This window comes from Alcaligenes sp. YSL9 (genome assembly GCF_030515105.1).
Classification (GTDB): Bacteria; Pseudomonadota; Gammaproteobacteria; order Burkholderiales; family Burkholderiaceae_B; genus Alcaligenes; species Alcaligenes phenolicus.
Genome location: NZ_JALXJU010000002.1, coordinates 537,427 through 559,506 on the forward strand (window position 1 = coordinate 537,427; position 22,080 = coordinate 559,506).

Genomic DNA, 22,080 nt, shown 5'->3' on the forward strand with positions numbered 1-22,080 from the left:
GAAAGGATTCTGCTATTGCAAAGCCTGCGGTGCATTCGGGTACAAGCGCGCGGCAAAACCACCGGCACGCTCCCGATTCCAGGTCTTGCACCAGTCCACGAACTCATCCGCCGGGATGGGCGTAGAGCACAAATAGCCCTGCATATAGTCGCAACCGGCGTTGTTCAACAAATCCAGTTGCTCGTGACTGGTCACACCTTCTGCCACTACCCGCAAGCCCAGCTTTTGCGCCATGACAATCATGGCCTGAGTCAGCACCAGATCCTCGCTGCTCAGGGCCAGATTGCGGATATAGCACTGATCAATCTTGAGCACATTGATGGAAAACCGCTTCAGGTGCGACAGCGAGGAGTAGCCGGTGCCAAAATCATCCAGCGCCACACTCATGCCGTACTCACGCAAGGAGCGCAACTGCTGCAAGGCTTGCCCCTGATCGTCCAGCAACAAGCGCTCGGTAATTTCCACCACCAGCGCATCGCCCGGAATGCCTTGGGTTTGCAGATACTCCACCCACTCGCGCGCGCAGGAGCCATTGAGCTTGAACTGCGCGGGCGAGACATTCAGGCTGACCCGGAAACCGGGGTCCAGCTCGTTGCGTAGTTTCACCGCGGCCTGGGCAGCCGTCTCGAACACCCATTCGCCAATCAGCACAATCAGACCGGAATCTTCGGAAAACGGAATGAATTCTGAAGGGGGCACCAAGCCCAACTGCGGGTGTTCCCAGCGTATCAAGGCCTCGGCACGGGTGACCTGCCCTGTACGCAAATCCACAATGGGTTGGTAATACAGCTGGAACTGCTGCTCGCTTAGTGCCTTTTGCAAATCCTGCGAGAAACGCAGGCGCGCTTCCACGGCTTCGCTCATGGCAGGCAGGAAGCGGCAGTATTGATTACGGCCGCAAGCCTTGGCGGCGTACATGGCCATATCCGCATTCTTCAAAAGCTGGCCGGCATCATCGCCATCTTCGGGGAACAGTGTGATTCCCACACTGGCAGAAACAGACACCGAGTTCTTGCCCAACTGGAAAGGCTCTTCAATCGTGTCCAGCAAACAGCGACAAGTGCGCTCCACAATCGAGGTATCGCTGATATCCGAGATAATGACGGTAAACTCGTCACCACCAATACGGGCCACGGTATCTGTTACCCGCACACAGCGCTGCAAACGCTGGGCCACTTCCTGCAGCAGGACGTCGCCCTTCTCGTGCCCCAAGGAATCGTTCACATCCTTGAAAAAATCCAGATCCATAAAGATCAGCGCGAAAGGTAAACCTGTGCGACGCGACTGCTCGCGCGCTTGCTGCAAGCGATCCTGGAACATCTGCCGATTGGGCAAGCCCGTCAAATGATCGTAATGCGCCTGCTTCCACATCTGCGCTTCACGCTTCTTATGGCTGGTGATGTCGGTGAACAAGCCAATATGGCGATACACCGTGCCATCCGGGTTCCAGGCAGTGCTGATGGTCAAACGCTCGGCAAAATCCTCGCCGTTCTTGCGTCGATTCCAGATATCGCCCTGCCACCGCCCGGTTTCCGAAATCTCGCGCCACATCTTGCGGTAGAACTCCGTGTCCTGACGCCCCGAGTTCAGGATAGACAAGGTGCGGCCCCGCACTTCGTCCAGCTCGTAGCCGGTGATGCGGCTAAACGCCGGGTTGGCATCTACCACATGGCCAAAACGATCCGTTACAACAATGGCTTCGCAAGTGTTCTCGTACACCACGGCCGCCAAACGGCCCGTCACTTCGTTGCGCACCCGCGTGGTGATGTCCTGCACTACTGCCACCATGCCCATACGGCCCTCGAGCTCGATGGGAATGGCACAGATCTCGACATCAATGGATTTGCCGTCATAACGCAATGCCCGCGTTTCATAGCGCAAACTGCTGCCACCAGAACGCGAATCGGGCACCACTTGAGTCAAAGAAGGAAATCGCGGCGACAGAAAGACTTGATCAACCGTGAACTCCTGGCGCAATTGTGCACGGCTATATCCCAATGTCTCAGCCAGCTTTTTATTGACGAAATCAAAGCGGCCATCGCGGGATAAATAAACTCCCAATAAAGGGTTGTGGCTCAAACTGCGGCATATGGCGTTGAGCTGGGATAAATTGCGCTGCTGAATAGAAAGCTGCGCATCCAGCTGTTGAATCTGCAAACCGCAGTAATTCAAAATCTGCGACAAATAACGCGTTTCACTAGTGCCTGAACTGGTGCTTTTTGCAAGGTAATTGCCGCCAGTAAAAGCCTGGCCTTGAGCCACCAGCTGTCGCAAGGGATCGGCTGCCCAGGCACGCAACATAAAGTAGGACAGACACAGCGCGATCAAATCCAGACCCAGCATGAAGAACACCGTCCAGCGGTGCTGCGAGCGGACGCTTTCACGCGAGGCATCAAACGCATCCAGCAATTGCTGGGTGTTATGACGAAATAACGAGTCTTCCGCGTTCAGGCTGGCCGCTGGCAAGAGCACTTGCTCGGAGCTGACCGGAAAATCCAGACGCATCAAGCGCCGCTGCCATTCATTACTTAGTTGGGAGACCAGCCCCAGCAAGGGCTTGTCCAACGGGACCAGGACCACACCATCGACTACCCCGCCATCACGCAACAACTGCACCACCCCTTGGAACTGCTGATCCAAGTGGCGCAAACGGGCAGGCGTCGAACTGGAAGGCGCGGCCAGCGCCACGGAATAGCTGATATCAGAGAGCTGGCGCAGGAGGCCGCTACTTGCCTGCAGGCGAATTTCTGCCTGGTTTTGCTTGTAAATGACAGTAACCGTTGCGGAGATCAACAACAGCCAGACCAACAGCACCCAAATCAGCAAAGCACTCAAACTGATTCGTCTTTGTGCATCCACTGGAACAGGCAGAGGTGATGATATGCACTGCTTTGCTGACATAGCGCCATTAAATAAAAAAATGCAGGCTAAGTGAGGGGCCTACAAAACGTAATTATTGCAGGTGAAATGTTACTCAACGAAGCATACCATCATTAGATTACAGAGCAGCGCAAATTTCTCACAAACCCTGCATTTATGCGCCTAAGAAGGGAATTAGACGAGCCTGAAAGGGACAAAAAAACGACGCTAATAGTTGAAAGCATTTCCTTCTATTGAGCCACAAATGAAATGTTATGACACAAAAAAGATACAAAACTCCGTATAAAACAAAAAGATACAAGCGCATTTCAGGCTCACCCTGAGCCCTGTTTTCGGCTTCCGCACGCCGGGGGTATCGCCTCCTCTGCCTGCCCCATGCCCCTCCTCTGGCAGCCCCTCTGAAGTTTTTTCACTTTATTTTGGTTTTTTTCTTCAAAAGACTTGCACAAAGATAAAAACACCTTCATAATCTCAATTCTTCGTTGGTGGTCGACAAAAAGAACACCGAAATGGGGGTATAGCTCAGCTGGGAGAGCGCTTGCATGGCATGCAAGAGGTCAGCGGTTCGATCCCGCTTACCTCCACCAAAAAACGAAGATTAGCTGTAGAGTCCTGTCCCCTTCGTCTAGAGGCCTAGGACACCACCCTTTCACGGTGGGTACAGGGGTTCGAATCCCCTAGGGGACGCCAAGATTCTTGGCAACCGCTGCGGAGCGGTAGTTCAGTTGGTTAGAATACCGGCCTGTCACGCCGGGGGTCGCGGGTTCGAGTCCCGTCCGCTCCGCCAAAAGATTTAAAAATCAGTCCCAGACTGGTTTTAGCAGTTTGAAGTGGCAAGCCTCGTCAAGCCTGACACTTATTTCGATACTTTGGTTTTTTGACGCAGTTAAAAAACGAAGTAAAGAAAATTGGGGGTATAGCTCAGCTGGGAGAGCGCTTGCATGGCATGCAAGAGGTCAGCGGTTCGATCCCGCTTACCTCCACCAAAACGACGATTTAGTTGTAAGTCCTGTCCCCTTCGTCTAGAGGCCTAGGACACCACCCTTTCACGGTGGGTACAGGGGTTCGAATCCCCTAGGGGACGCCAAGATTCTTGGCACCGCTGCGGAGCGGTAGTTCAGTTGGTTAGAATACCGGCCTGTCACGCCGGGGGTCGCGGGTTCGAGCCCCGTCCGCTCCGCCAAAAAATTCAAAAAGCCTGATAGATTTCGATCTGTCAGGCTTTTTTCATTGGTGGACTCCGGCCTGCAAGCATGCGCACCAGAACACCTCTCTCAGCCTCTGGTGCCTATCGCTCGTCTACAAATACCGTGCAAAGAAAAACCGATAAGCACTAATGCCCCTCCAAACAGGCATACCGCATGCCACCCACCCAGACGCCAGGCAATACCAGCCCCCCATGAGCCAGTCGCACCACCCACGAACATGCCGCTCATAAATAGCGTATTCAATCGGCTCCTGGCCTCCGGACGGAGAGAGTAAATCACATGCTGATTGGAAATGAGTGCCAACTGCTCACCAATATCCAGCAACAAAATGCCCACAATCAAACCGGCAAGACTGCTCCAAAGCCCCAACACGGGGTATGACAGCAACATGATCAGGCAAGCAGCCGTGATAACAATCTGCGGTCCACGATGATCTGCGCTGCGACCCGCCAATGGAGCAATCAAAATCCCGGCAGCACCGACAACGCCCATCAAGCCAGCTACATCCGCTCCCAAGCCGTATGACTCCTGCATGTGCAATGCCAGAACTGTCCACAAACCCATAAAGGAGCCAAACAGGACCGCTTGAATACGGGTTGCTCTACGCAACAAAGGCTCTTCCCGCCACAGAACGATCAAGGACTTTATAAGGCTGAAATAACGTTGATGCACCTGGGGATTGCTATGGGGCAATTTGAGAAAAAGCATGAGCCAGGCAATCGCCGTCATCACTGCACCTAAGCAATATGTGGCCCGCCAGCCCCAATGATCGCCAATAAAGCCACCCACAGCCCTACCCAATAAAAGACCGCACAACACCCCGCTCATTACCGTGCCTACCACTTGTCCCCGGCGGCTCGGCGTCGCTAGTTCTGCCGCAAAAGGCACAATTTGTTGAGCGGCTGATGCAGAGATCCCCACCAACACGGACGCACAGACAACCCCCCAGGCATTAGGGGTTACCGCCAGACATACCAGCCCGACCAGCAAAACCGCCGCCTGCCCCAGAATCAATTTTCTACGGTCAACCCGGTCTCCAAGAGGGACCAGAAAAAACAGGCCGCAAGCAAACCCCAACTGGGTCGCCGTCGGGGCCAGATTAATCAGCCCTCTTTCCTGCGGAAATGCCTGTTGCAACAGTTCCAGAAGTGGCTGGTTGTAATAGACATTCGAGACAAATACGCCACAGGCAATCGCCATCACCATCAGAAGCGCCGTATCCAGACGACGCACCAAGGCGGATTCTTTGGACATCACTGACTCACAAAGTAAAAAGTAGGCTGTCATGGTGAAGGAGCACGTAGCCAAAGTCTTTGGCCTACAATTTCAGACGTCTGAAATCTGCTTTTCCGCCCAACTTTACCCAGAGACAAGCATGTCTAACGGTACCCACCCCGCCCCTCAGAAACACTCAAGATCCGCCCAGGCCCGCGACGACGATATGCTGGCATTTGGCCGGTACCAGCTATTTCCGGGCCTGCGGCTTTTGCTGCGGGACGGTGTGCGGTTGGAGGTAGGCGAGCGTGCGCTTGATGTGCTCATCTACCTTGTAGAGGCAGCAGGAAAAGTGGTGTCAAAAGACTCACTCCTTTCGCAGATATGGTCCAAGGATGTGGTCGAGGAAAACAGCTTGCAGGCACAGATCTCATCATTACGGAAAACTCTGGGTGACGATAGAGACCTTATTTCCACGGAGTTTGGCCGAGGCTATCGATTCACCGGCGCTGTGCAATCCCATCAAGCGGCAAGCCCAATTATTGCTCATCAAACACGGAGCAAACTGCCACGTCCCAGGTCTCCCTTGATCGGCCGTGTTGAGGAGCTACTGGAATTAAATCGGCTCCTTGCAAGCCAATGCCTGATCACGCTCGCCGGCCCTGCCGGTGTCGGCAAGACCCGTTTGGCCATAGAGCTGGCCTCTGAAGCAAGCCCACTTTTCCCTGATGGTGTTTACTTCGCGGACTTGTCCCAACTTGGCAGCCCCGCCTCTGTATTACCAAGCATCTCAAGCGCCTTGGCCGGCCTTGTCGGCACAGACACACGGGCCGCATCGCATCCAAACAGGGCACTCCTGCTAATTGATAACTGCGAACATGTCGCTTCGGCTTGCGCACACGTGATTGAACAACTTCTGGAGGCCGACCCGAAGCTGAGCATCCTCCTTACCAGCCAAACCCCTTTGGGACTGGAGGGCGAGCAAGTCTTTCGCATCACCCCTCTCTGCGTCCCCGCACACCCCATCAAGTTAGAAAACGCACGAGCATACAGTGCTATCGAGCTGTTCGTACGCCGGGTTATCGCCGCAGACTATCACTTCAAGCTGACCGAAGATAATCTGGATCAAATTACGGCACTCTGCAGAGCGCTGGACGGGGTTCCCCTGGCGCTGGAAATTGCTGCTGCCCGAGTTCCCTCGCTAGGGCTGGCTGCCGTCGCTGAAGACCTGGCTATTTCCTCGGGTTTGCTGGCCGCCCGGAAGAACCCATCCTCTGGGCGCCACCAGACACTGGGTGAGGCCATGCAATGGAGTTACCACTTGCTGAACTCGCGTGAACAAAACGCTTTTCAGGAACTGGCTATTTTCCCTGGCGATTTCACCCTCTCCGCTGCAGAACAAATCGTCTCTGCAAGACCCAAAGACTCGACCAGACTGCCCGACATTATTTACGGACTGGTTGAAAAGTCCCTGCTCACCCTGCAAGCCGGGACGCAAACTATCCGCTATCGCTATCTGAGTATGCTGCGCGCATATGCCCTGGAGCAGCTTGGGGATCGACAGGCTGTTTTGGCGGACAGACATGCGCACTTTACTGCCCAACTGGCATCCCAGGCTCAACATGACTGGATGTCCTTACCCACGCCCCCGTGGAGGCAGCAATATGAACACCACATCGATGACATCAGAACCGCTTTGGACTGGGCATTCCGAAATAGTCAGCACCGCAGTCTGGGGCTCCATATCCTGGCCAACTCCGCCCCATTCTGGATACAGCTGTCGCTTCACGATGAAGGTCGTCAGAGAATTACGGATGCACTCAAACAAAGCACAGGCTCATCCCTAGAAGAACAGCAGGAGATGATGATTCAAGCCGCCCTGGCCACCTCCCTGACCTGGTCACGCGGCCCGACGCCAGAGAATGGACAGGCATGGACCCGAGCTGGCGAGCTCGCATTGCAGCTGGGCGACAGGGAGATGCAGCTACAAGCGGAATACGGCCTATGGCTCTTTCATCTTCGTAGCGGCCGGTACACCCAGGCTCTGGAACACGGCCAGAACATGGCGGATTTGGCTCTACAGTTCTCTGACCGAGCCGCTTTTCTGACTGCCCGCCGTCTAATTGGCACGTCCTATCATTTTTTAGGACGGCACGCTGAAGCCTTATTTGAAATCGAGGCCATGCTTGATGCCTATGTGCGCGACGAACGCCATGGCTCTCACTTCCGATTCGGATTGGATCAGCGCGTCGCGGGCTGGGCTTTTCTTTCCCGCATTCAATGGGTCATGGGGAACACGAACAAAGCTCGCCATGCGGCCCAATTAGCGATCGAGGAGGCCATACCGCTGGATCACGCTTGCACCTTATGTTGTGCACTGGCGGAAGGAAGCTGCACGGTGGCAGCGCTTTCAGGGGATAGCCAGGAGGTCACCCGAATGTCGCAAGAGCTTAATCAGCTTGCTGGCCAACATGGTTTGGAGTTCTGGGCACGGTATGGTTCGGCATTTGCGCTTTGGGCAAAAGTCGCCGAGAACCCCGCTGAAGTTCCTTTCCAGACACTCCAGTCAGCTCTGACACAGTTACAGGAGCACGGGTTTGACACGGCATATTCTGTTTTCTTGTCTGACTTTGCACATGCAATGATCGAACAAGGGCATAGCCCGGAAGCGGTTGCACTCATCAAGGCCCGCCTTGCTGATGAGACCGCTGAAGAGCAACTATGGAACGCCCCGGAACTGCTGAGAATTCAGGCGCAGGCAATGATGCATCTCCCATCCGAACAACCATACGCATCAGTTACCTTGCAAAAAGCGCTATCCCTGGCACGCTCTCAACAAGCCAAAGCCTGGAAAGTCAGACTCAAAGCATGATCCCATCCTGCGGATGCCCTGCTGCCTGCTCAAGCCATCGGCTGATCTAAAAGGTTTGCCTGTCAAGAAGAGTCCCATCAAGCAAAAAAACGGGATATGTGGCCTCAATTTACTTGCCGCGGCTTAACAAGGAAGTTAATGTATTGCGTTATCGTTACTTCAACATTCAACTTCTATGCCAGCCAGTACCCTGGGCCAGCGTGGTCCGACCGAGCATCATCGCCGCGAACAGATCATTGAGCAGGCCAATACGCATTTCCGGCTCTACGGGTATCGCAAGACCTCTGTTGCCAGCCTGGCCAAATCCATAGGCGTGTCCAGCGCTTATCTCTATCGTTTTTTCGACTCCAAGCAGGCTATCGGCCAGGCGATCTGCCACTCTGTGCTCAAAGGCATGCACGTGCAGCTGCAACAGATTGTGGAGGGCGACTTGCCCCCTATCGAACGTCTGCGCCACTTCATTGAAACCGCCTGCACGCTAAGCCTGGAGCTGTTCTTGCAGGAAGGCCGCATGCAAGAAGTGGTCATTGAAGCGCTGCAAAACAATTGGGCAACAGTGGACCAGCACAGAGAAGATTTGCTGACCCAAATCACCGCCCTGGTGCGCGCGGGCCGTGAAAGCGGCGACTTTGAACGCCGCACGCCCTTGGACGAGGTGGTTCAAGGCATCCTGTTTGCCTTGACCGCCTGTCTACACCCTGTCTTGCTGGAAATACATCCGCCTGAAAAAACCCGCCAAGGTTTGCTGGTGGTCACGCAGCTTATCCTGCGCAGCCTGATGCCTTGAACATCACGCCCCAAGTTACAGTTCATCCAACCATTTACCTACCCGGAGTCCTGCATGGCTCTTTTTCGCTCTCTTAGTCCTGCCTTGAGTTTGTCCGCCGCCCTTGTACTGATGGGGTGCAGCCAGCAGACGCAGGAGGCCGACCCTCGCACTCAGGCTCCCTTAGTGATTCAAAGCGTGATTCAGCCCAAGGCCGATCAGCAGCGACGTTTCCTGGGACTGGTCAGCGCACGGGTGGAAAGCCCGCTGGCATTTCGGGTAGGCGGCAAGATTGATACACGCAAGGTCCAGAACGGCGAGCACGTGGAAAAAGGCCAGCTCTTGATGACGCTGGATCCCAAAGATCTGCAACTGGATTACCGCGCCCGTCTGGCTGCCGTGCAGGCCGCCCAGGCTCAGGCCGAACAAGCCCAGTCAGATTACAAACGCTTGTCCCTGCTGGTGGAGCAAGGCGGTGTTTCCCGTCAGGCGCATGAACAAAGCCAGAAGGCTCTGCGTAGCGCACAGGCAAATCTGAAGTCCGCCCAAGCACAAGCTGAAATAGCCCGCAACGCCGACCAATACAGTTCCCTGAAAGCAGAAGCCAGCGGCATCATTACCGCCCAGATTGCGGATGTTGGCCAAGTTGTCAGCCCAGGGCAAGCCGTGCTGCGCCTGGCCCAGGACGGTCCACGTGATGTCATTGTCAGCCTGCCCGAGCAGTGGGATATTCCGCTGGGTACTCGCGCCACTATTGAGCTGACGGACTCCCAGGAAAGCCTGCCCGCCCAACTGCGCGAGTTGGCCCAATCCTCTGACCCTGCAACCCGCAGCTATCAGGCCCGCTTTTCCTTCGAGGGCGAGAATGTCACCGCAAGACTGGGTTCCAGCGCCATTGTGCATTTGACGCCCCCGGATGCAGACGCCTTGAATCAAGTGCCACTGACTGCAATTTACGATGCGGGTAAAGGGCCCGGCGTGTGGGTAATTGATGATCAGAAAACTGTGCACTGGCAGCCCGTGACCATTGCCAAACTGGCCCAGGAACACGCTTACCTGTCCCAAGGCCCTGAAGCCGGCACCGCCATCGTGGCGTTGGGCGCTAACCTTTTACATGAAGGCCAGGAAGTTCGTCCTGAAACACGCGAGGTCAAGCAATGACAGGCCGCTTCAATCTCTCCGCTCTGGCGGTGCGTGAACGGGCCATCACGCTGTTTCTGATCATTGCCCTGGCAGCGTCCGGCATTTACTCCTTCGTGAAACTGGGTCGAGCCGAAGACCCGGCTTTTACCGTGAAAGTGCTGACCGTCACCGCCATGTGGCCCGGAGCCACCGCCCAGGAAATGCAGGATCTGGTGGCCGAGCCCATGGAAAAGCGCATGCAGGAACTGCGCTGGTTTGACAAGGTAGAGACGGTTACCCGTCCCGGCACCGCCTTGATGGTGGTGACCCTGAAAGACACCATGCCGCCGGCGGACGTTCAGAGCGAGTTCTATCAGCTCCGCAAGAAGCTGCAGGATCAGGCTCCGCGCTTGCCCAAAGGCGTGCAGGGGCCGTTTGTGAACGATGAGTACTCGGACGTGTCCTTCAGCCTGTTCGCGCTGCAAGCCCCTGGTTTGCCACCGCGCCTGCTGACTCGCGAGGCCGAGAAAGTACGCAGCCAGCTACTGCAAGTCCCCGGCGTCAAGAAGGTCAATATTCTGGGCGAGCAAAGCGAACGTATTTTTGTCGATCTGGACGAAGCCAAGCTGCACAACCTGCAGCTCAACCCTCAACAGATTCTGGAAGCCTTGTCCAAGCGCAGCGCCATGACAGCCAGTGGTGCCGTCAGCACCGATGGCCCGCGCATTCACATGCGCCTTAGCGCCGGACTGGAGGATGTAGAGGCCATCAGCAATACCTATATCTACGTGCAAGGCCACAATCTGCGTCTGGGCGACATTGCCACCATCAGCCGTGGATACGAAGACCCGCCCAGCTTCGAGATTCACCACAACGCACAATTTGCCATGTTGCTGGATGTGGTGATGCAGGAGGGCTACAACGGCCTGTATCTGGGCAAGGATCTGGAAAAGGCACGGGAAGATATTGCCGCTGCCCTGCCCCTGGGCTTCTCCCTGGATACCGTCACCAACCAGTCGGTGAACATTGCCTCCGCCGTAGGCGAGTTCATGTTCAAGTTCTTCGCGGCGCTGAGCGTGGTGCTGCTGGTGTGTCTGGTCAGCATGGGCTGGCGGGTCGGGATCGTAGTGGCTGCCGCTGTGCCCCTGACGCTGGCCATGGTGTTCGTCATCATGATGATGACAGGCAAGGTGTTTGATCGGGTAACGCTGGGCGCGCTGATTATCTCGCTGGGCCTGCTGGTGGACGACGCCATTATTGCGATCGAGATCATGATCGTGAAAATGGAAGAAGGCATGGACCGCCTGAAAGCCGCCGCCTATGCCTGGAACCATACGGCAGCCCCCATGCTGTCCGGCACCCTGGTGACGATTATCGGCTTTCTGCCGGTGGGTTTTGCCCGTTCCTCTGCCGGGGAGTACGCCGGCAATATCTTCTGGATTCTGGCCGCTGCCCTGCTGACGTCCTGGCTGGTCGCGGTGGCCTTCACTCCCTATATGGGCGTGAAATTGCTGCCCGCCATTCCAGCCCGTCCTGGCGGCCATCAGGCCATTTACGACACCCCCAATTACATGCGCCTGCGCCGCATGATTGCCTGGTCGGTACACCACAAGTTTCTGGTGGCCGGAATTGTGGTGACGGCCTTCGTGCTGGCGGTTGTAGGCATGGGTTTCGTCAAACAGCAATTCTTCCCCACCTCCGACCGGCCCGAGCTGCTGGTAGAGGTGCAGTTGCCCGAGGGCAGCAGTATTCAGTCCACGCAGACCGTTACTCGCAAGGTGGAGAGCTGGTTGCGCGAGCAGCCCGAAACCAAGCTGGTCACCAGCTATGCCGGGCAAGGCGCACCGCGCTTTTTCCTGTCCTACAACCCTGAACTGCCTGATCCCTCCTTTGCTCGTCTGGTGGTGCTGACGGCTGATCACCACGACCGCGATGCGCTGCTGCAACGCTTTCGCCAAGTGGTGGCCGATGGCCTGACACCAGAAGCGCGCGTCCGTGCCACTCAGCTGGTGTTCGGGCCATCCACCAAATACCCGGTGGAGTTCCTGGTACGTGGCCCTGATCTGAACAAGCTGCGTGATATTTCCGAGCAGGCCATGGCGGTGATGCGGGCCGACAAGGACATGCGTCAGGTGAACGTGGACTGGGGTTCGCGCGTACCCGTCCTGAAGCTGGACGTAGACCCACAACGTCTGCAAGCCTTGGGGTTGAATCGCCAGAGTCTGGCCGAACAAATCCAGTTGCAGCTGGATGGCACAACCGTTGCGGAATACCGCGAGGACCTGCGTAATGTGCTGGTTGTGGCGCGCAGCTCGGCCAGCAACCGCCATGACCCAACTCGCCTGTCCGGCCTGACCGTCATGAATGATCAGGGCCAGAACCTGCCCTTGGAGCAAGTCGGCAAGCTGGAAATCATGCAGGAAGAACCCAAGCTGGCCCGTCGCAACCGCCTGCCCACCATGACAGTGCGGGGAGATATTGCTCCGCACGTGCAACCGGCAGAAGTGGCCAACCGGGTGATGAAGGAGTTTGCCTCCTTGCAGGCTTCCCTGCCCCCTGGCTACCTGATCGAGATGAGCGGCATCACCGCCGAGGCCAAGAAGTCCAATGACGCGCTGCTGCCCGTCTTCCCGGTCATGATTGCCTTGATGCTGCTGGTTATCGTGATTCAGGTACGTTCGCTCTCGAACATGATCATGGTGTTCCTGACCGCCCCCTTGGGCCTGATTGGCAGCGTGCCCGCCTTGCTGATTTTCCAGCAACCCTTTGGCTTTACGGCGATTCTGGGGCTGATTGGTCTGGCGGGGATCCTGATGCGCAATACCTTGATTCTGATTGAGCAGATCAAGACCAACCGGGCTGAAGGTGCCTCGCCCTACGATGCCGTGATTGAAGCCACTGTGCAGCGTGCCCGCCCCGTCATTCTGACGGCGCTGGCGGCGGTACTGGCCTTCATTCCGCTGTCCTTCTCCGTGTTCTGGGGCTCCATGGCCCTGACACTGATCGGCGGTACAGCCATTGGCACCATCCTGACGCTCTTGTTCTTGCCCAGCTTGTATTCGATCTGGAATCGAATCCAGGATCCACGCGCCTCATAACTTGCTTGAAGGCTGAAACTGTGTAAATAATGGATGCATGGTTTGAACACAAACAAACCATGCATCCCACTGCCAGTCTTGTGGGTCCAGAGAACAGAACGACGCAAGATAGCTTATGTCTACACAGAAAGACCTGCCCGCCGCCCTGTCTCACGCTTTCGAGAAGGCGATCTACCGTGTACACAGCCCAAAGGGCGATATGGACGTGCGCATCGGCCAGCTCAACCGCCCTCTGAATCAATTACTGGAACAAGAAAACAGCCGTGGTGCGGCAATTTTGACCGCCTGCAATCCAGGCGCACAAATTTGCAGCCGTGCCTTTAACGATGCGGTTCAGGAAAGCTTGCTGCGCGATTTGCAGAAACTGGATCTGCGCTGGTGGCCCGCTGTGAATCTGGACCCCAAGGGCAAATGGCCGGATGAACCCAGCCTGCTGGTGCTGGACATCAGCCTGCAACAGGCACGCTGGCAAGCACGCCTGTTCAAGCAATTGGCTTTTGTCTATATACCGCTCAATGGCAAGCCGCAGCTGCATCAAGTGCAGCAGCGCCTGCCGGTGTCTGATCAGGCCGCTTCAAACAGCCCCGTTCCCTTCTAAGCGCTGACGAAAGTCTTCAGCAATGGCGGCACCTTTCAGCCGCCCTTCCGGCAAGACCTGCGCCCAGGCGCGCCACTCGTGGCCGGTTGCTACCAGCACGCCGTCCATATTGAAGACTTGATATTCAAGCTTGAAACGCCGGTCCAGCCATTGAGCCACATGCACGCAAACGCGAATCTCGCGATCATAGGTGACAGGTGCGCGGAAGTTGGCACCGACATCCACCAATGGCGTTACCGCATCATATTCCTGGCGCAAGATACGCTGGCTCAAGCCTGCTTGCCGCAGCCACGCCTGATACGTGCAATCAAACCAATAAAAATAATTGGGATAGAAAACAATCCCGGCCTCATCGCAATCACCCCATTCCACGGTGATGCGGCGCTCGAACACGTGCATGTTTATCCTTTTGCAAAATCGCCTGCCAGTTTACCTCGGATAAAAAGGTGGAAACCACAGTAATCAGGCACTGAATCAGCCGCTGAAACATTTTGAAAACACTACCTTTGAAATAGTTTGTATCCCTCACAATGATTGAAATTAAGCGAAGTTAGCGACAATTTCGTCTAAGCATCACTGAAATAGGCCCCATAGCGAGAAAAGCCTCCGGAGCCTGCCAGCCCCAGGAGTCGTCTTTCACAGGCAGAAAACCTAGCATAGCTGCGTCACTGAATAAGGTAGCCTGCCATGTCTGTAAATACCCCCGCACCCTGGACGATTCGTCGCATCATGGAGCTTTACGAGCTGCCCTTTATGGACCTCGTGTTCCAGGCGCAGACCGTACATAGACAGCACCACCCGGCCAATCAAATCCAGCTCTCCAGTCTGCTCTCCATCAAGACAGGCGCCTGTCCCGAAGATTGCTCCTACTGCCCGCAATCCTCCAAATACCAGACCGAGCTGGAACCTGAACCCTTGATGCCCCTGGAACAGGTATTGGAAGCGGCCCGCGCCGCCCAGGCACAGGGTGCTCAGCGTTTTTGCATGGGTGCCGCCTGGCGCTCTCCTACCGAAAAACAGTTGGACCAGGTAGTTGAGATGGTCAGCGCCGTCAAAGCGATGGGGCTGGAAACCTGTGTCACCTTGGGCATGCTCAAAGACGGTCAGGCGCAGCGCCTGAAAGATGCCGGGCTGGACTACTACAACCACAATCTGGACACCTCCCCCGAGTTCTATGGCCAGATCATCAGCACACGCACGTACCAGGACCGCCTGGACACGCTGGAACGCGTACGTGCAGCCGGTTTGAACAGTTGCTGCGGCGGGATTATCGGCATGGGTGAAAGCCGTCGCGAGCGTGCTGGTCTGCTGGCTCAGCTGGCCAATATGCGCCCTTACCCCGAGTCCGTGCCTATCAACCAATTGGTGAAAGTACCGGGCACGCCGCTGGATCAGGTCGATGATCTGGACCCCTTCGAGTTTGTACGTACGATTGCCATTGCGCGTATCCTGATGCCCACCAGCGCCGTGCGCTTGTCGGCGGGTCGCGAAACCATGGATGACAGCACCCAGGCCCTGTGCTTTATGGCCGGTGCCAACTCCATTTTCTATGGCGAGCAATTGCTGACTACCGGCAACCCGCAGTTTGTGGCGGACCAGGATCTGTTTGCCCGCCTGCAACTGGAAGCGGCCAAAACCACACTGTCCGAACCCCCTCTGTCATTGGAACAAACCCGTCCACGCGCTATGGTCGAGGCCCTCTAACATGCTCACTCTGATCGCCAGCATTCTGTGCAGTGTTGCCGTTTCCATTCTGCTGAAAGTCGCTCGCCAGCGGCAGATCGATGTCGCCCAGGCCATCATGGTCAACTATGGCGTGGCGGTCACCTTGAGTCTGGTATTGCTGCAACCGCATCCCAGCAGTCTGCTGAATCCTGCTACCCCCTGGTGGATTCTGATTGCCTTGGGTGTGCTCTTGCCCAGCGTCTTTCTGTTCATGGCGGCGGCAGTGCGGCAAGCCGGGATTGTGTTGAGCGATGCTGCCCAGCGCCTGTCCCTGTTCATTCCCTTGTTGGCGGCCTTTCTCTTGTTTGGCGAGCATCTGGCTGGTCAGAAACTGCTGGGCATCGCCCTGGCCCTGATTGCCTTGCTGTGCCTGCTGATACGTCCGCGGCAGGCCAGTAGCCAGGAAGCAGGCTCCGGGCATCCTGCCCTGATGCTGCTGGCTGTGTGGCTGGGCTATGGCGTGATCGACATCATGTTCAAGCAGCTTTCCAAAGCCGGTGCAGCTTTCTCCAGCAGTCTGGTGGTGTCCTTCTCGCTAGCCGGTGTGCTGATGCTGTGCTGGCTGCTGGCCAAGCGCACCAGCTGGCACAAAGGCAGCCTTTTAGCCGGTCTGGTGCTGGGCCTGCTGAACTTCGGCAATATTTTCTTTTATATCCGCGCCCACCAGATCTTCCCGGAGAACCCCACTCTGGTGTTCTCGGCCATGAATATTGGTGTGATTGCCATGGGTGCCATCATCGGCGCGGGCTTCTTCAAGGAAAAGCTCAGCGCGCTCAATATGGTGGGGGTTGCCCTGGCCATTGGCGCTATCGTGGCCCTGATTCCGCGGTGAACAATATCGGGCGTGTCTCATACATGCCCGCGTAAACGCACTATACGAGAATTCTTATATTTGACATTTAAAACTTCAGGGACCGCGGCTTTTCATCTCCTGTAGATTAGAAAAAAACGATTTTTACCGACGCCCACGTCGGAGACTACACAGGAGACATGATCATGACCGGATTTACCCGTCGACAGTTACTGCTGGCCGCCGCTTCTGCTGGAGCCGGCGCACTGGCTGCCCCTTGGCTTGGCCGCAGTGTGCTGGCGGCCAACAAACCCGTCGTTGCCGCCCTGTTCTGCGGCCACATTGATGACAACGGCTTCATGCAAGCTGGTTATCAGGGCTTCAAGAAGGCCATGGACCAGTTGCCCATTACTGGCCACTACAAAGACCAGGTGGCTAACGAAACCCAGGCGCAAATTGCCGCTCTGCGCGAACTGGCAACACAATACAAACCGGCCTTGCTGATCGCCCACGGCGGTCAGAACACCGATGCTGCCCTGGCCGTTGCCAAGGAGTTTCCGGATACCCGCTTTGTGATCACGCAAGGTGCCGTCACTGCGAGCAATCTGAGCAGCTATGACGTGCGCCAGGAAGAGTCAGCCTGGCTGGCCGGCGCCTATGCCGCCCTGATGACCAAGACCGGCGTGGTGGCCCACCAGTCCGGCATACGCGTGCCCCCTGGTTTGCGCGCCCGCGCTTCCTATGCCGCTGGCGTCAAGCACGCCAATCCGGATGTGAAGCTGCTGACAAACTTCTCCGGCAACCAGGATGATATTGAGCTGGCCGCGCGGGTCACCCAGGCACAGGCCAAAGCTGGTGCAGACATCATCTACACCATGCTGAACAAAGGCCGTAGCGGCACAACGCAGGCCTGCCGTGAACTGGGTATCAAAGAAATTGGCAATGTAATTGACTGGGTCGCCCGCGAGCCCGACGTATTCGTCGGTTCCGCCTGGGCCGATGTAGGCATTGGCGTATTTGAAGCTTGCAAGGATCTGAACGAAAACAAGTTCGAATCCGGCAAGATCTTCAAGGTTGGCCTGCAGCAACCGGATGCGGTGCGCCTGATCATGGCCCCGGACACACCGGATGCCGTGCGCCAGCGTATTGCAGCGCTGCAGCAGGATATTCTGGCTAGCAAGATTGAGGTTGAGGCCGAATTCAAAGGACCTGAGTTCCAGATTTAAGATCCGGGCAGAAATAAAAAACCCAGGCTTGGCCTGGGTTTTTTTTATGAGTGAATCATGCTCGTAAACCGCTATGAGAACATGCTCGATTCTGGCGGCGACCTAAGGGGCTGGATCTGAGGGTTTACGTGCTTTCTCTGCGTCTTTCTCAGCGCTCGAGCTTTCCACATCTGCCGCGCTCCCAAAAGCATCCAAGCCTTCAGAATTCACAGAACTTCCAACAACAGAATCAGCCCGTTTGTCGTCCTCGGCAAGTGTCGCCTCTGCAGCCTCATCCTCCGCCTTGCGCTCCGCAGCCGTGCTTTCCGTCGTCGCAGGCACCCGCTCTTCAACAGGCGGCAGATCCTCGAACACAGGGTCGTGCGACACGTCAGAGCTGATATCTACCCGTGGGTCCAGTGCCACCGCCGCAGCCGAGCTTTGCAAGCTGTCTGGCATAGGCACAAAGGTAGTAGGCGCATCCTGGCTCAAGTGATCGCCCAGTACCTTTTGCGGGCGGACCAGCAGAACCAAAGCCAAGCCACAGGCTGCCACGAAGATGTAGTAGAGATTGCTGCCGATATAAGACATCAGGCCGCCGGCAAGCAGCGGCCCCAGACAGGCCCCCAGGCCATACACCATATACAAAATGGCACTCAAGCCAACTCGCCGCTCCGGATCCACGTTGTCATTGGCAAAAGCCGCGCCCAAGGGGTACAGCGTAAATTGCAGAATCCCGAACAACGCCGAAAAAACCAGCAGAAACCAGAATGGGGCCTCAAACCAGCCCCACAAAGGAATGGCCAAGGCCAGCAAACAGATCGCGTTAATGCGGATCAGTTTGACGCGATTCATGCGATCCGCCAGCCAACCCACCGGCCATTGGGCCAGCACACCGGCGGCCACAGACACGGCGACAAACAAGGCAGCCTGCTCATTGCTTAGATGAACGCGCACCGCATACACCGGCGCCAGACCATAAAAGGCCCCGGTCAACATACCGGCGACCAGCAGCACCATCATGGACAAGGGCACGCGGTCCACGTAATAGCGTGCGTTAATGGGCGCGGGCACTTGCAAGGGTGGGTGACTGCGACGGGTAATCGCCACCGGCACCAGACTGAAGGCCGAACAGATCGCCACAAAAACCAACGGCTCGTAATTCAGATGCGGGAACAGGGTCAAAGACAACTGCCCCAGCACGGTGCCCAGGCTGGAGAACACCATGTAAAAGGCAAAAATGGTGCCGCGTTGACTATTGTCGCTTTGCTCGTTCAGCCAGCTTTCAATCCCCATGAACTGCACCACCATGGCCGCTCCCGCCAAAAAGCGCAGCAGCAGCCAGACGTACATGGAATCAACCAGAATCTGAACCAGCACACAGATGGTGACAATGGCAGCACTAGCGGCGTACGCCCGAATATGACCCACGCCCATGATCAGGCGGTGACCCATGCGAGCACCAAATACCAGGCCCAGGTAATACACCGCAATCAGCCCGCCAATCCATACCTCTGACACCGAGATGGCCGTCAGGCGCACCCCCATGAAGGTATTGAACAGGCCCGAGCTGAGCAAGAGCATCAGGGTCGCAAAGTACAGGGACGAAAACGCACCCACCGATGACAGCATCCAGACATCCTAAAAAAACCGCGGCACCGGCCCCCAACTCTCGCCACCATCCAGTTTCCGGCCTGGGTTTTGCGACAGGAGCACGGTAAAAAAAAGCGCCAGCTTGCCGCCAGCGCCTTGTAATCCTTCTATCCCTCGCCACGCCGGACTGGCGGGGGATCAGATATTTACGACTTTACCTGTTTCAACAGGGTGTCTGCATCCGATGTGTGCAGGCCGCCGTCGTTATCAATGTTCAGTTGTTTGACAACGCCGTCTTCCAGCAAGGCAGAGAAACGCTTGGAGCGCACACCCAGGCCTTTGGACGTCAGGTCAAATTCCAGACCCAATGCTTTGGTCCAGACAGCACTGCCGTCGGCCAGCAAACGTACTTTGCCATTAACGTTCAGGGACTTGCCCCAAGCGCCCATTACGAAAGGATCGTTCACTGCCACGCACCAGATCTCGTCTACGCCGGCAGCCTTGAACTCGTCTGCCTTGGCAATAAAGCCAGGCAAGTGCTGCTCGGAGCAGGTGGGGGTGAAAGCGCCAGGAACGGCGAACACGGCAATTTTCTTGCCTTTAACCAGATCAGCCACCTGAAAGTTGTTGGGGCCCATAGGGCAGCTTTCTGTGGCGGTTTCAATGTACTCGCTAAGGGTCGCGTCTGGAACGCGCGCACCGACTGAAATGGACATAAGGTCTCCGTATGAATAAATACCGCCAGTATGGCGGCCCGAACAATCTATGATACTAATAGACTGGCCTGCCTAATAGGCAAATAATACTTATCAGTACGTTTCACTTGCCTACACGCCCCAGAGAAAACGCGCCTTCAACAGCAAAAAAACCGTTTCCGAGCAAACCCTTTGCCAAACAGCGAAACAACGGCCTCTTAGTCCACAAGCTGCAAAGCGCGCCACAAGATGGGGAAACACAGCACATACAGACATCCCCCCAGTAGCCAAACCCAACCGTTCCACTGCGTAGCGGTATAACTGTAGAGCTGCGTGAACCCCAGCGGGCCGATCAAGGCGCCCAGATTATTCAAACTACCCAACACGCCCTGCAAGGTCCCTTGTTGATCGTTGACAACGCGCTTGGACATCATGGATTGCAGCGCAGGCATGCCCACACCACCTGCCGCCAGCAAAGCCAGCACAGGGAAGATCATCCAGCTATGCAAAGCAAAAGCCAGCAACACAAAACCTGCGGCGTCAGCCATCATGCCCAACATCAAGGTCTTGCGCTCACCCAGGCGCTGCGACAAGGGACCCACAGCAAAGGCCTGGAACAAGGCATGAGTGATGCCATAAGCGGTCAGGGACAAGCCCACCGTCATGGTGTCCCAAGCAAAGCGATCCTCTCCGAAAATCACCCACAAGGCGGCAGGCAGTTGGCCGATCAGCTGGACAATAAAGAATACGACGCCCAAGCCCAGCAAGCCCTGCCCTAAATCCTTCAAGCCCAAAAAACCAAAGGAGCTGAGATGCGGCGCCTGCTTCTTTTCCGCCGATCCACAAGCTACACGTGTTTCAAGCAGAAAAAGGCAGGCCAGAACAAAAGCACTGGCATTAAGCAGCGCCGCTCCCACAAAGGGCGCATGAGTCGACAAGCCCGCCAAGGTCCCGCCCAAGGCAGGCCCGGCAATCATGCCCAGGCCGTAGCATGCCCCGATATAAGCAAACCAGCGTGCCCGCTCTTGCTCCGGGGAAGCATCGGCAATGGTGGAAGCCACCACCGCAGCTGTCGCCCCCGTGATCCCAGAGACAAGTCGCCCTATATACAACACCCATAAAACGGGTGCCAAAGCCATGACGGTGTAATCCAGCGCTGCTCCAGCTAATGAGGCCAACAGCACAGGCCGCCGCCCATACCTGTCGGACAAGCGCCCCAGTAAAGGCGCAAACACAATTTGCATCAGGGCATACAAAGACAACAAGACGCCGTAATGACGTGCCACCTGCTCTACTGGAAGCAGTTCTCGCAACAGGGAAGGCAGCACCGGCATGATCAAACCTATCCCTACCGCATCCAGGCAAAGGATCAACAGAGCAATCAAGCAAGAGCGATTGTTCAACAGACTGTGGTGGGCACTGGAATCAGGCATCTAATTTATCACCGATAAGTTGGCCTTATTTTTAACTTATCAGTGATAAATTAGCAAGTACAGCACCACTGCCCTGCAGAACAAGGCGCAGCCCTGCCGTTTGCAGCCTTACCTTAATGCGCGGTCGATTATCATTGATAAATTACGAGCACGGAGATCCAGCCCACATGAAGAAGATCAGCAAAGAAACCGTCATCGAGACAGCCCTGGAGCTGCTCAATGAAGTGGGCATGGACGGATTGAGCACACGCAAGCTGGCTGAACGGCTTCAGGTGCAGCAACCCGCCCTGTACTGGCACTTTCGGGATAAGCGCGCTCTCTTTGATGCCCTGGCCCATGCCATGCTAGTCAATAAACATAGCCACGCCCTCCCGGAAGATAACGAGGACTGGCGTATCTTCCTGAGGAAAAATGCTCAGGGTTTCCGGGCGGCGTTGTTGTCTTACCGGGATGGTGCCCGCATCCACGCAGGGACTCGGCCCACTGAATTGCAATTGGACATTGCACAGGCCCAGATCGGCTTTTTGTGCAAGGCAGGCTTTGAGGCGAAAAATGCCGTTTGGGCGCTATGGACGATCAGCCATTATGTGGTGGGGTCGGTACTGGAACAGCAAGCAGCGCAATCCGAGCAGCAAGACACGGATGCTCCCAGCACTTCAGCAACGCAAGCGGACACTCCCCCAGACCTGCTGTCCCTGTTTCAGGAAGTTGAACAGGAAGGCATGGATGCCGCGTTCGATTTCGGCTTGAACAGCTTGATCGCTGGTCTTGAGCCTTTTTGTAAACAAGGTACAGAACGCTGAACCGTTAACCCACTGCACCCAGTCAGTGCAGCGATAAACTTTTCGAGATCCCAAGCGATCGCTCACAAAAAAGGCCG

15 protein-coding genes and 6 tRNA genes are annotated in these 22,080 nt (G+C 56.1%); 15 read left to right on the forward strand and 6 right to left on the reverse strand.

Translation table 11 applies throughout. The features are described 5' to 3' along the window. Positions 1-12: 12 nt before the first annotated feature. A complete protein-coding gene (locus M2Q46_RS10570) occupies positions 13-2,835 on the reverse strand; it encodes an EAL domain-containing protein (protein WP_302357207.1) in 2,823 nt (940 codons plus the stop codon). Positions 2,836-3,391: 556 nt separating this feature from the next. On the opposite strand from M2Q46_RS10570, the gene M2Q46_RS10575 reads away from it, so the two are divergent. From M2Q46_RS10575 to M2Q46_RS10600, 6 genes are all read left to right on the forward strand, one after another. Continuing rightward, a tRNA-Ala gene (locus M2Q46_RS10575) sits at positions 3,392-3,467 on the forward strand. Between the two features lie 27 nt (positions 3,468-3,494). After that, positions 3,495-3,570 (forward strand) — tRNA-Glu (locus tag M2Q46_RS10580). A gap of 20 nt (positions 3,571-3,590) precedes the next feature. Beyond that, positions 3,591-3,667, forward strand: a tRNA-Asp gene (locus tag M2Q46_RS10585). 123 nt (positions 3,668-3,790) lie between these two features. Then, positions 3,791-3,866 (forward strand) — tRNA-Ala (locus M2Q46_RS10590). Between the two features lie 25 nt (positions 3,867-3,891). Continuing rightward, positions 3,892-3,967: transfer RNA gene (locus tag M2Q46_RS10595), tRNA-Glu, on the forward strand. A gap of 19 nt (positions 3,968-3,986) precedes the next feature. Beyond that, positions 3,987-4,063 (forward strand) — tRNA-Asp (locus tag M2Q46_RS10600). Positions 4,064-4,154: 91 nt separating this feature from the next. Here M2Q46_RS10600 and M2Q46_RS10605 read toward each other — a convergent pair. After that, entirely contained in the window at positions 4,155-5,342 is a 1,188-nt protein-coding gene (locus M2Q46_RS10605) for an MFS transporter (RefSeq protein ID WP_302357208.1), read from the reverse strand. 121 nt (positions 5,343-5,463) lie between these two features. On the opposite strand from M2Q46_RS10605, the gene M2Q46_RS10610 reads away from it, so the two are divergent. The 5 genes from M2Q46_RS10610 (at position 5,464) to M2Q46_RS10630 (ending at position 13,759) form a co-directional block, all read left to right on the forward strand. Further along, positions 5,464-8,175, forward strand: coding sequence for a winged helix-turn-helix domain-containing protein (locus M2Q46_RS10610; protein ID WP_302357209.1), 2,712 nt, complete (start codon positions 5,464-5,466; stop codon positions 8,173-8,175). Positions 8,176-8,350: 175 nt separating this feature from the next. Further along, entirely contained in the window at positions 8,351-8,962 is a 612-nt protein-coding gene (locus M2Q46_RS10615; RefSeq protein WP_035271186.1) for a TetR/AcrR family transcriptional regulator, read from the forward strand. Between the two features lie 54 nt (positions 8,963-9,016). Further along, positions 9,017-10,102, forward strand: coding sequence for an efflux RND transporter periplasmic adaptor subunit (locus tag M2Q46_RS10620; protein WP_302357210.1), 1,086 nt, complete (start codon positions 9,017-9,019; stop codon positions 10,100-10,102). Further along, positions 10,099-13,161: an efflux RND transporter permease subunit gene (locus M2Q46_RS10625; RefSeq protein WP_088451106.1), complete on the forward strand. Its 3,063-nt coding sequence runs from the start codon at positions 10,099-10,101 to the stop codon at positions 13,159-13,161. The genes M2Q46_RS10620 and M2Q46_RS10625 overlap by 4 nt, the downstream gene beginning before the upstream one ends. Positions 13,162-13,276: 115 nt before the next feature. Further along, positions 13,277-13,759, forward strand: coding sequence for a DUF3293 domain-containing protein (locus tag M2Q46_RS10630; RefSeq protein ID WP_035271189.1), 483 nt, complete (start codon positions 13,277-13,279; stop codon positions 13,757-13,759). On the opposite strand, the gene M2Q46_RS10635 is transcribed toward M2Q46_RS10630, so the two are convergent. Further along, positions 13,736-14,158 carry a thioesterase family protein gene (locus M2Q46_RS10635; protein ID WP_060186313.1) on the reverse strand — a complete coding sequence of 141 codons (423 nt, stop codon included), beginning with the start codon at positions 14,156-14,158 and terminating at the stop codon, positions 13,736-13,738. The two genes, M2Q46_RS10630 and M2Q46_RS10635, sit on opposite strands and share 24 nt — an antisense overlap. Before the next feature lie 288 nt (positions 14,159-14,446). Between M2Q46_RS10635 and bioB the strand changes: the two genes are divergently transcribed. The 3 genes from bioB to M2Q46_RS10650 all read left to right on the forward strand — a co-directional run bounded on the left by bioB (position 14,447) and on the right by M2Q46_RS10650 (position 17,500). After that, positions 14,447-15,463, forward strand: a complete 1,017-nt coding sequence (bioB, locus tag M2Q46_RS10640; RefSeq protein WP_083054143.1) for a biotin synthase BioB — start codon at positions 14,447-14,449, stop codon at positions 15,461-15,463. Between the two features lies 1 nt (position 15,464). Next, entirely contained in the window at positions 15,465-16,316 is an 852-nt protein-coding gene (locus M2Q46_RS10645) for a hypothetical protein (protein ID WP_060186311.1), read from the forward strand. A gap of 164 nt (positions 16,317-16,480) precedes the next feature. Next, positions 16,481-17,500 carry a BMP family protein gene (locus M2Q46_RS10650; RefSeq protein ID WP_257113013.1) on the forward strand — a complete coding sequence of 340 codons (1,020 nt, stop codon included), beginning with the start codon at positions 16,481-16,483 and terminating at the stop codon, positions 17,498-17,500. A 102-nt stretch (positions 17,501-17,602) separates the two neighbouring features. On the opposite strand, the gene M2Q46_RS10655 is transcribed toward M2Q46_RS10650, so the two are convergent. The 3 genes from M2Q46_RS10655 to tet all read right to left on the reverse strand — a co-directional run bounded on the left by M2Q46_RS10655 (position 17,603) and on the right by tet (position 21,173). Then, positions 17,603-19,111 carry an MFS transporter gene (locus tag M2Q46_RS10655; protein WP_257113012.1) on the reverse strand — a complete coding sequence of 503 codons (1,509 nt, stop codon included), beginning with the start codon at positions 19,109-19,111 and terminating at the stop codon, positions 17,603-17,605. A gap of 167 nt (positions 19,112-19,278) precedes the next feature. Next, positions 19,279-19,788 (reverse strand): peroxiredoxin, encoded by a 510-nt coding sequence (locus M2Q46_RS10660; protein ID WP_009463866.1) that lies wholly within the window; start codon positions 19,786-19,788, stop codon positions 19,279-19,281. Between the two features lie 197 nt (positions 19,789-19,985). Beyond that, positions 19,986-21,173 carry a Tet(A)/Tet(B)/Tet(C) family tetracycline efflux MFS transporter gene (gene tet, locus M2Q46_RS10665; RefSeq protein WP_302357365.1) on the reverse strand — a complete coding sequence of 396 codons (1,188 nt, stop codon included), beginning with the start codon at positions 21,171-21,173 and terminating at the stop codon, positions 19,986-19,988. A gap of 194 nt (positions 21,174-21,367) precedes the next feature. On the opposite strand from tet, the gene tetR reads away from it, so the two are divergent. Beyond that, the gene (tetR, locus tag M2Q46_RS10670) at positions 21,368-22,003 is read left to right on the forward strand and encodes a tetracycline resistance transcriptional repressor TetR (RefSeq protein ID WP_302357211.1); all 636 of its coding nucleotides are present in this window, start codon (positions 21,368-21,370) and stop codon (positions 22,001-22,003) included. The last annotated feature ends 77 nt before the right edge of the window (positions 22,004-22,080 follow it).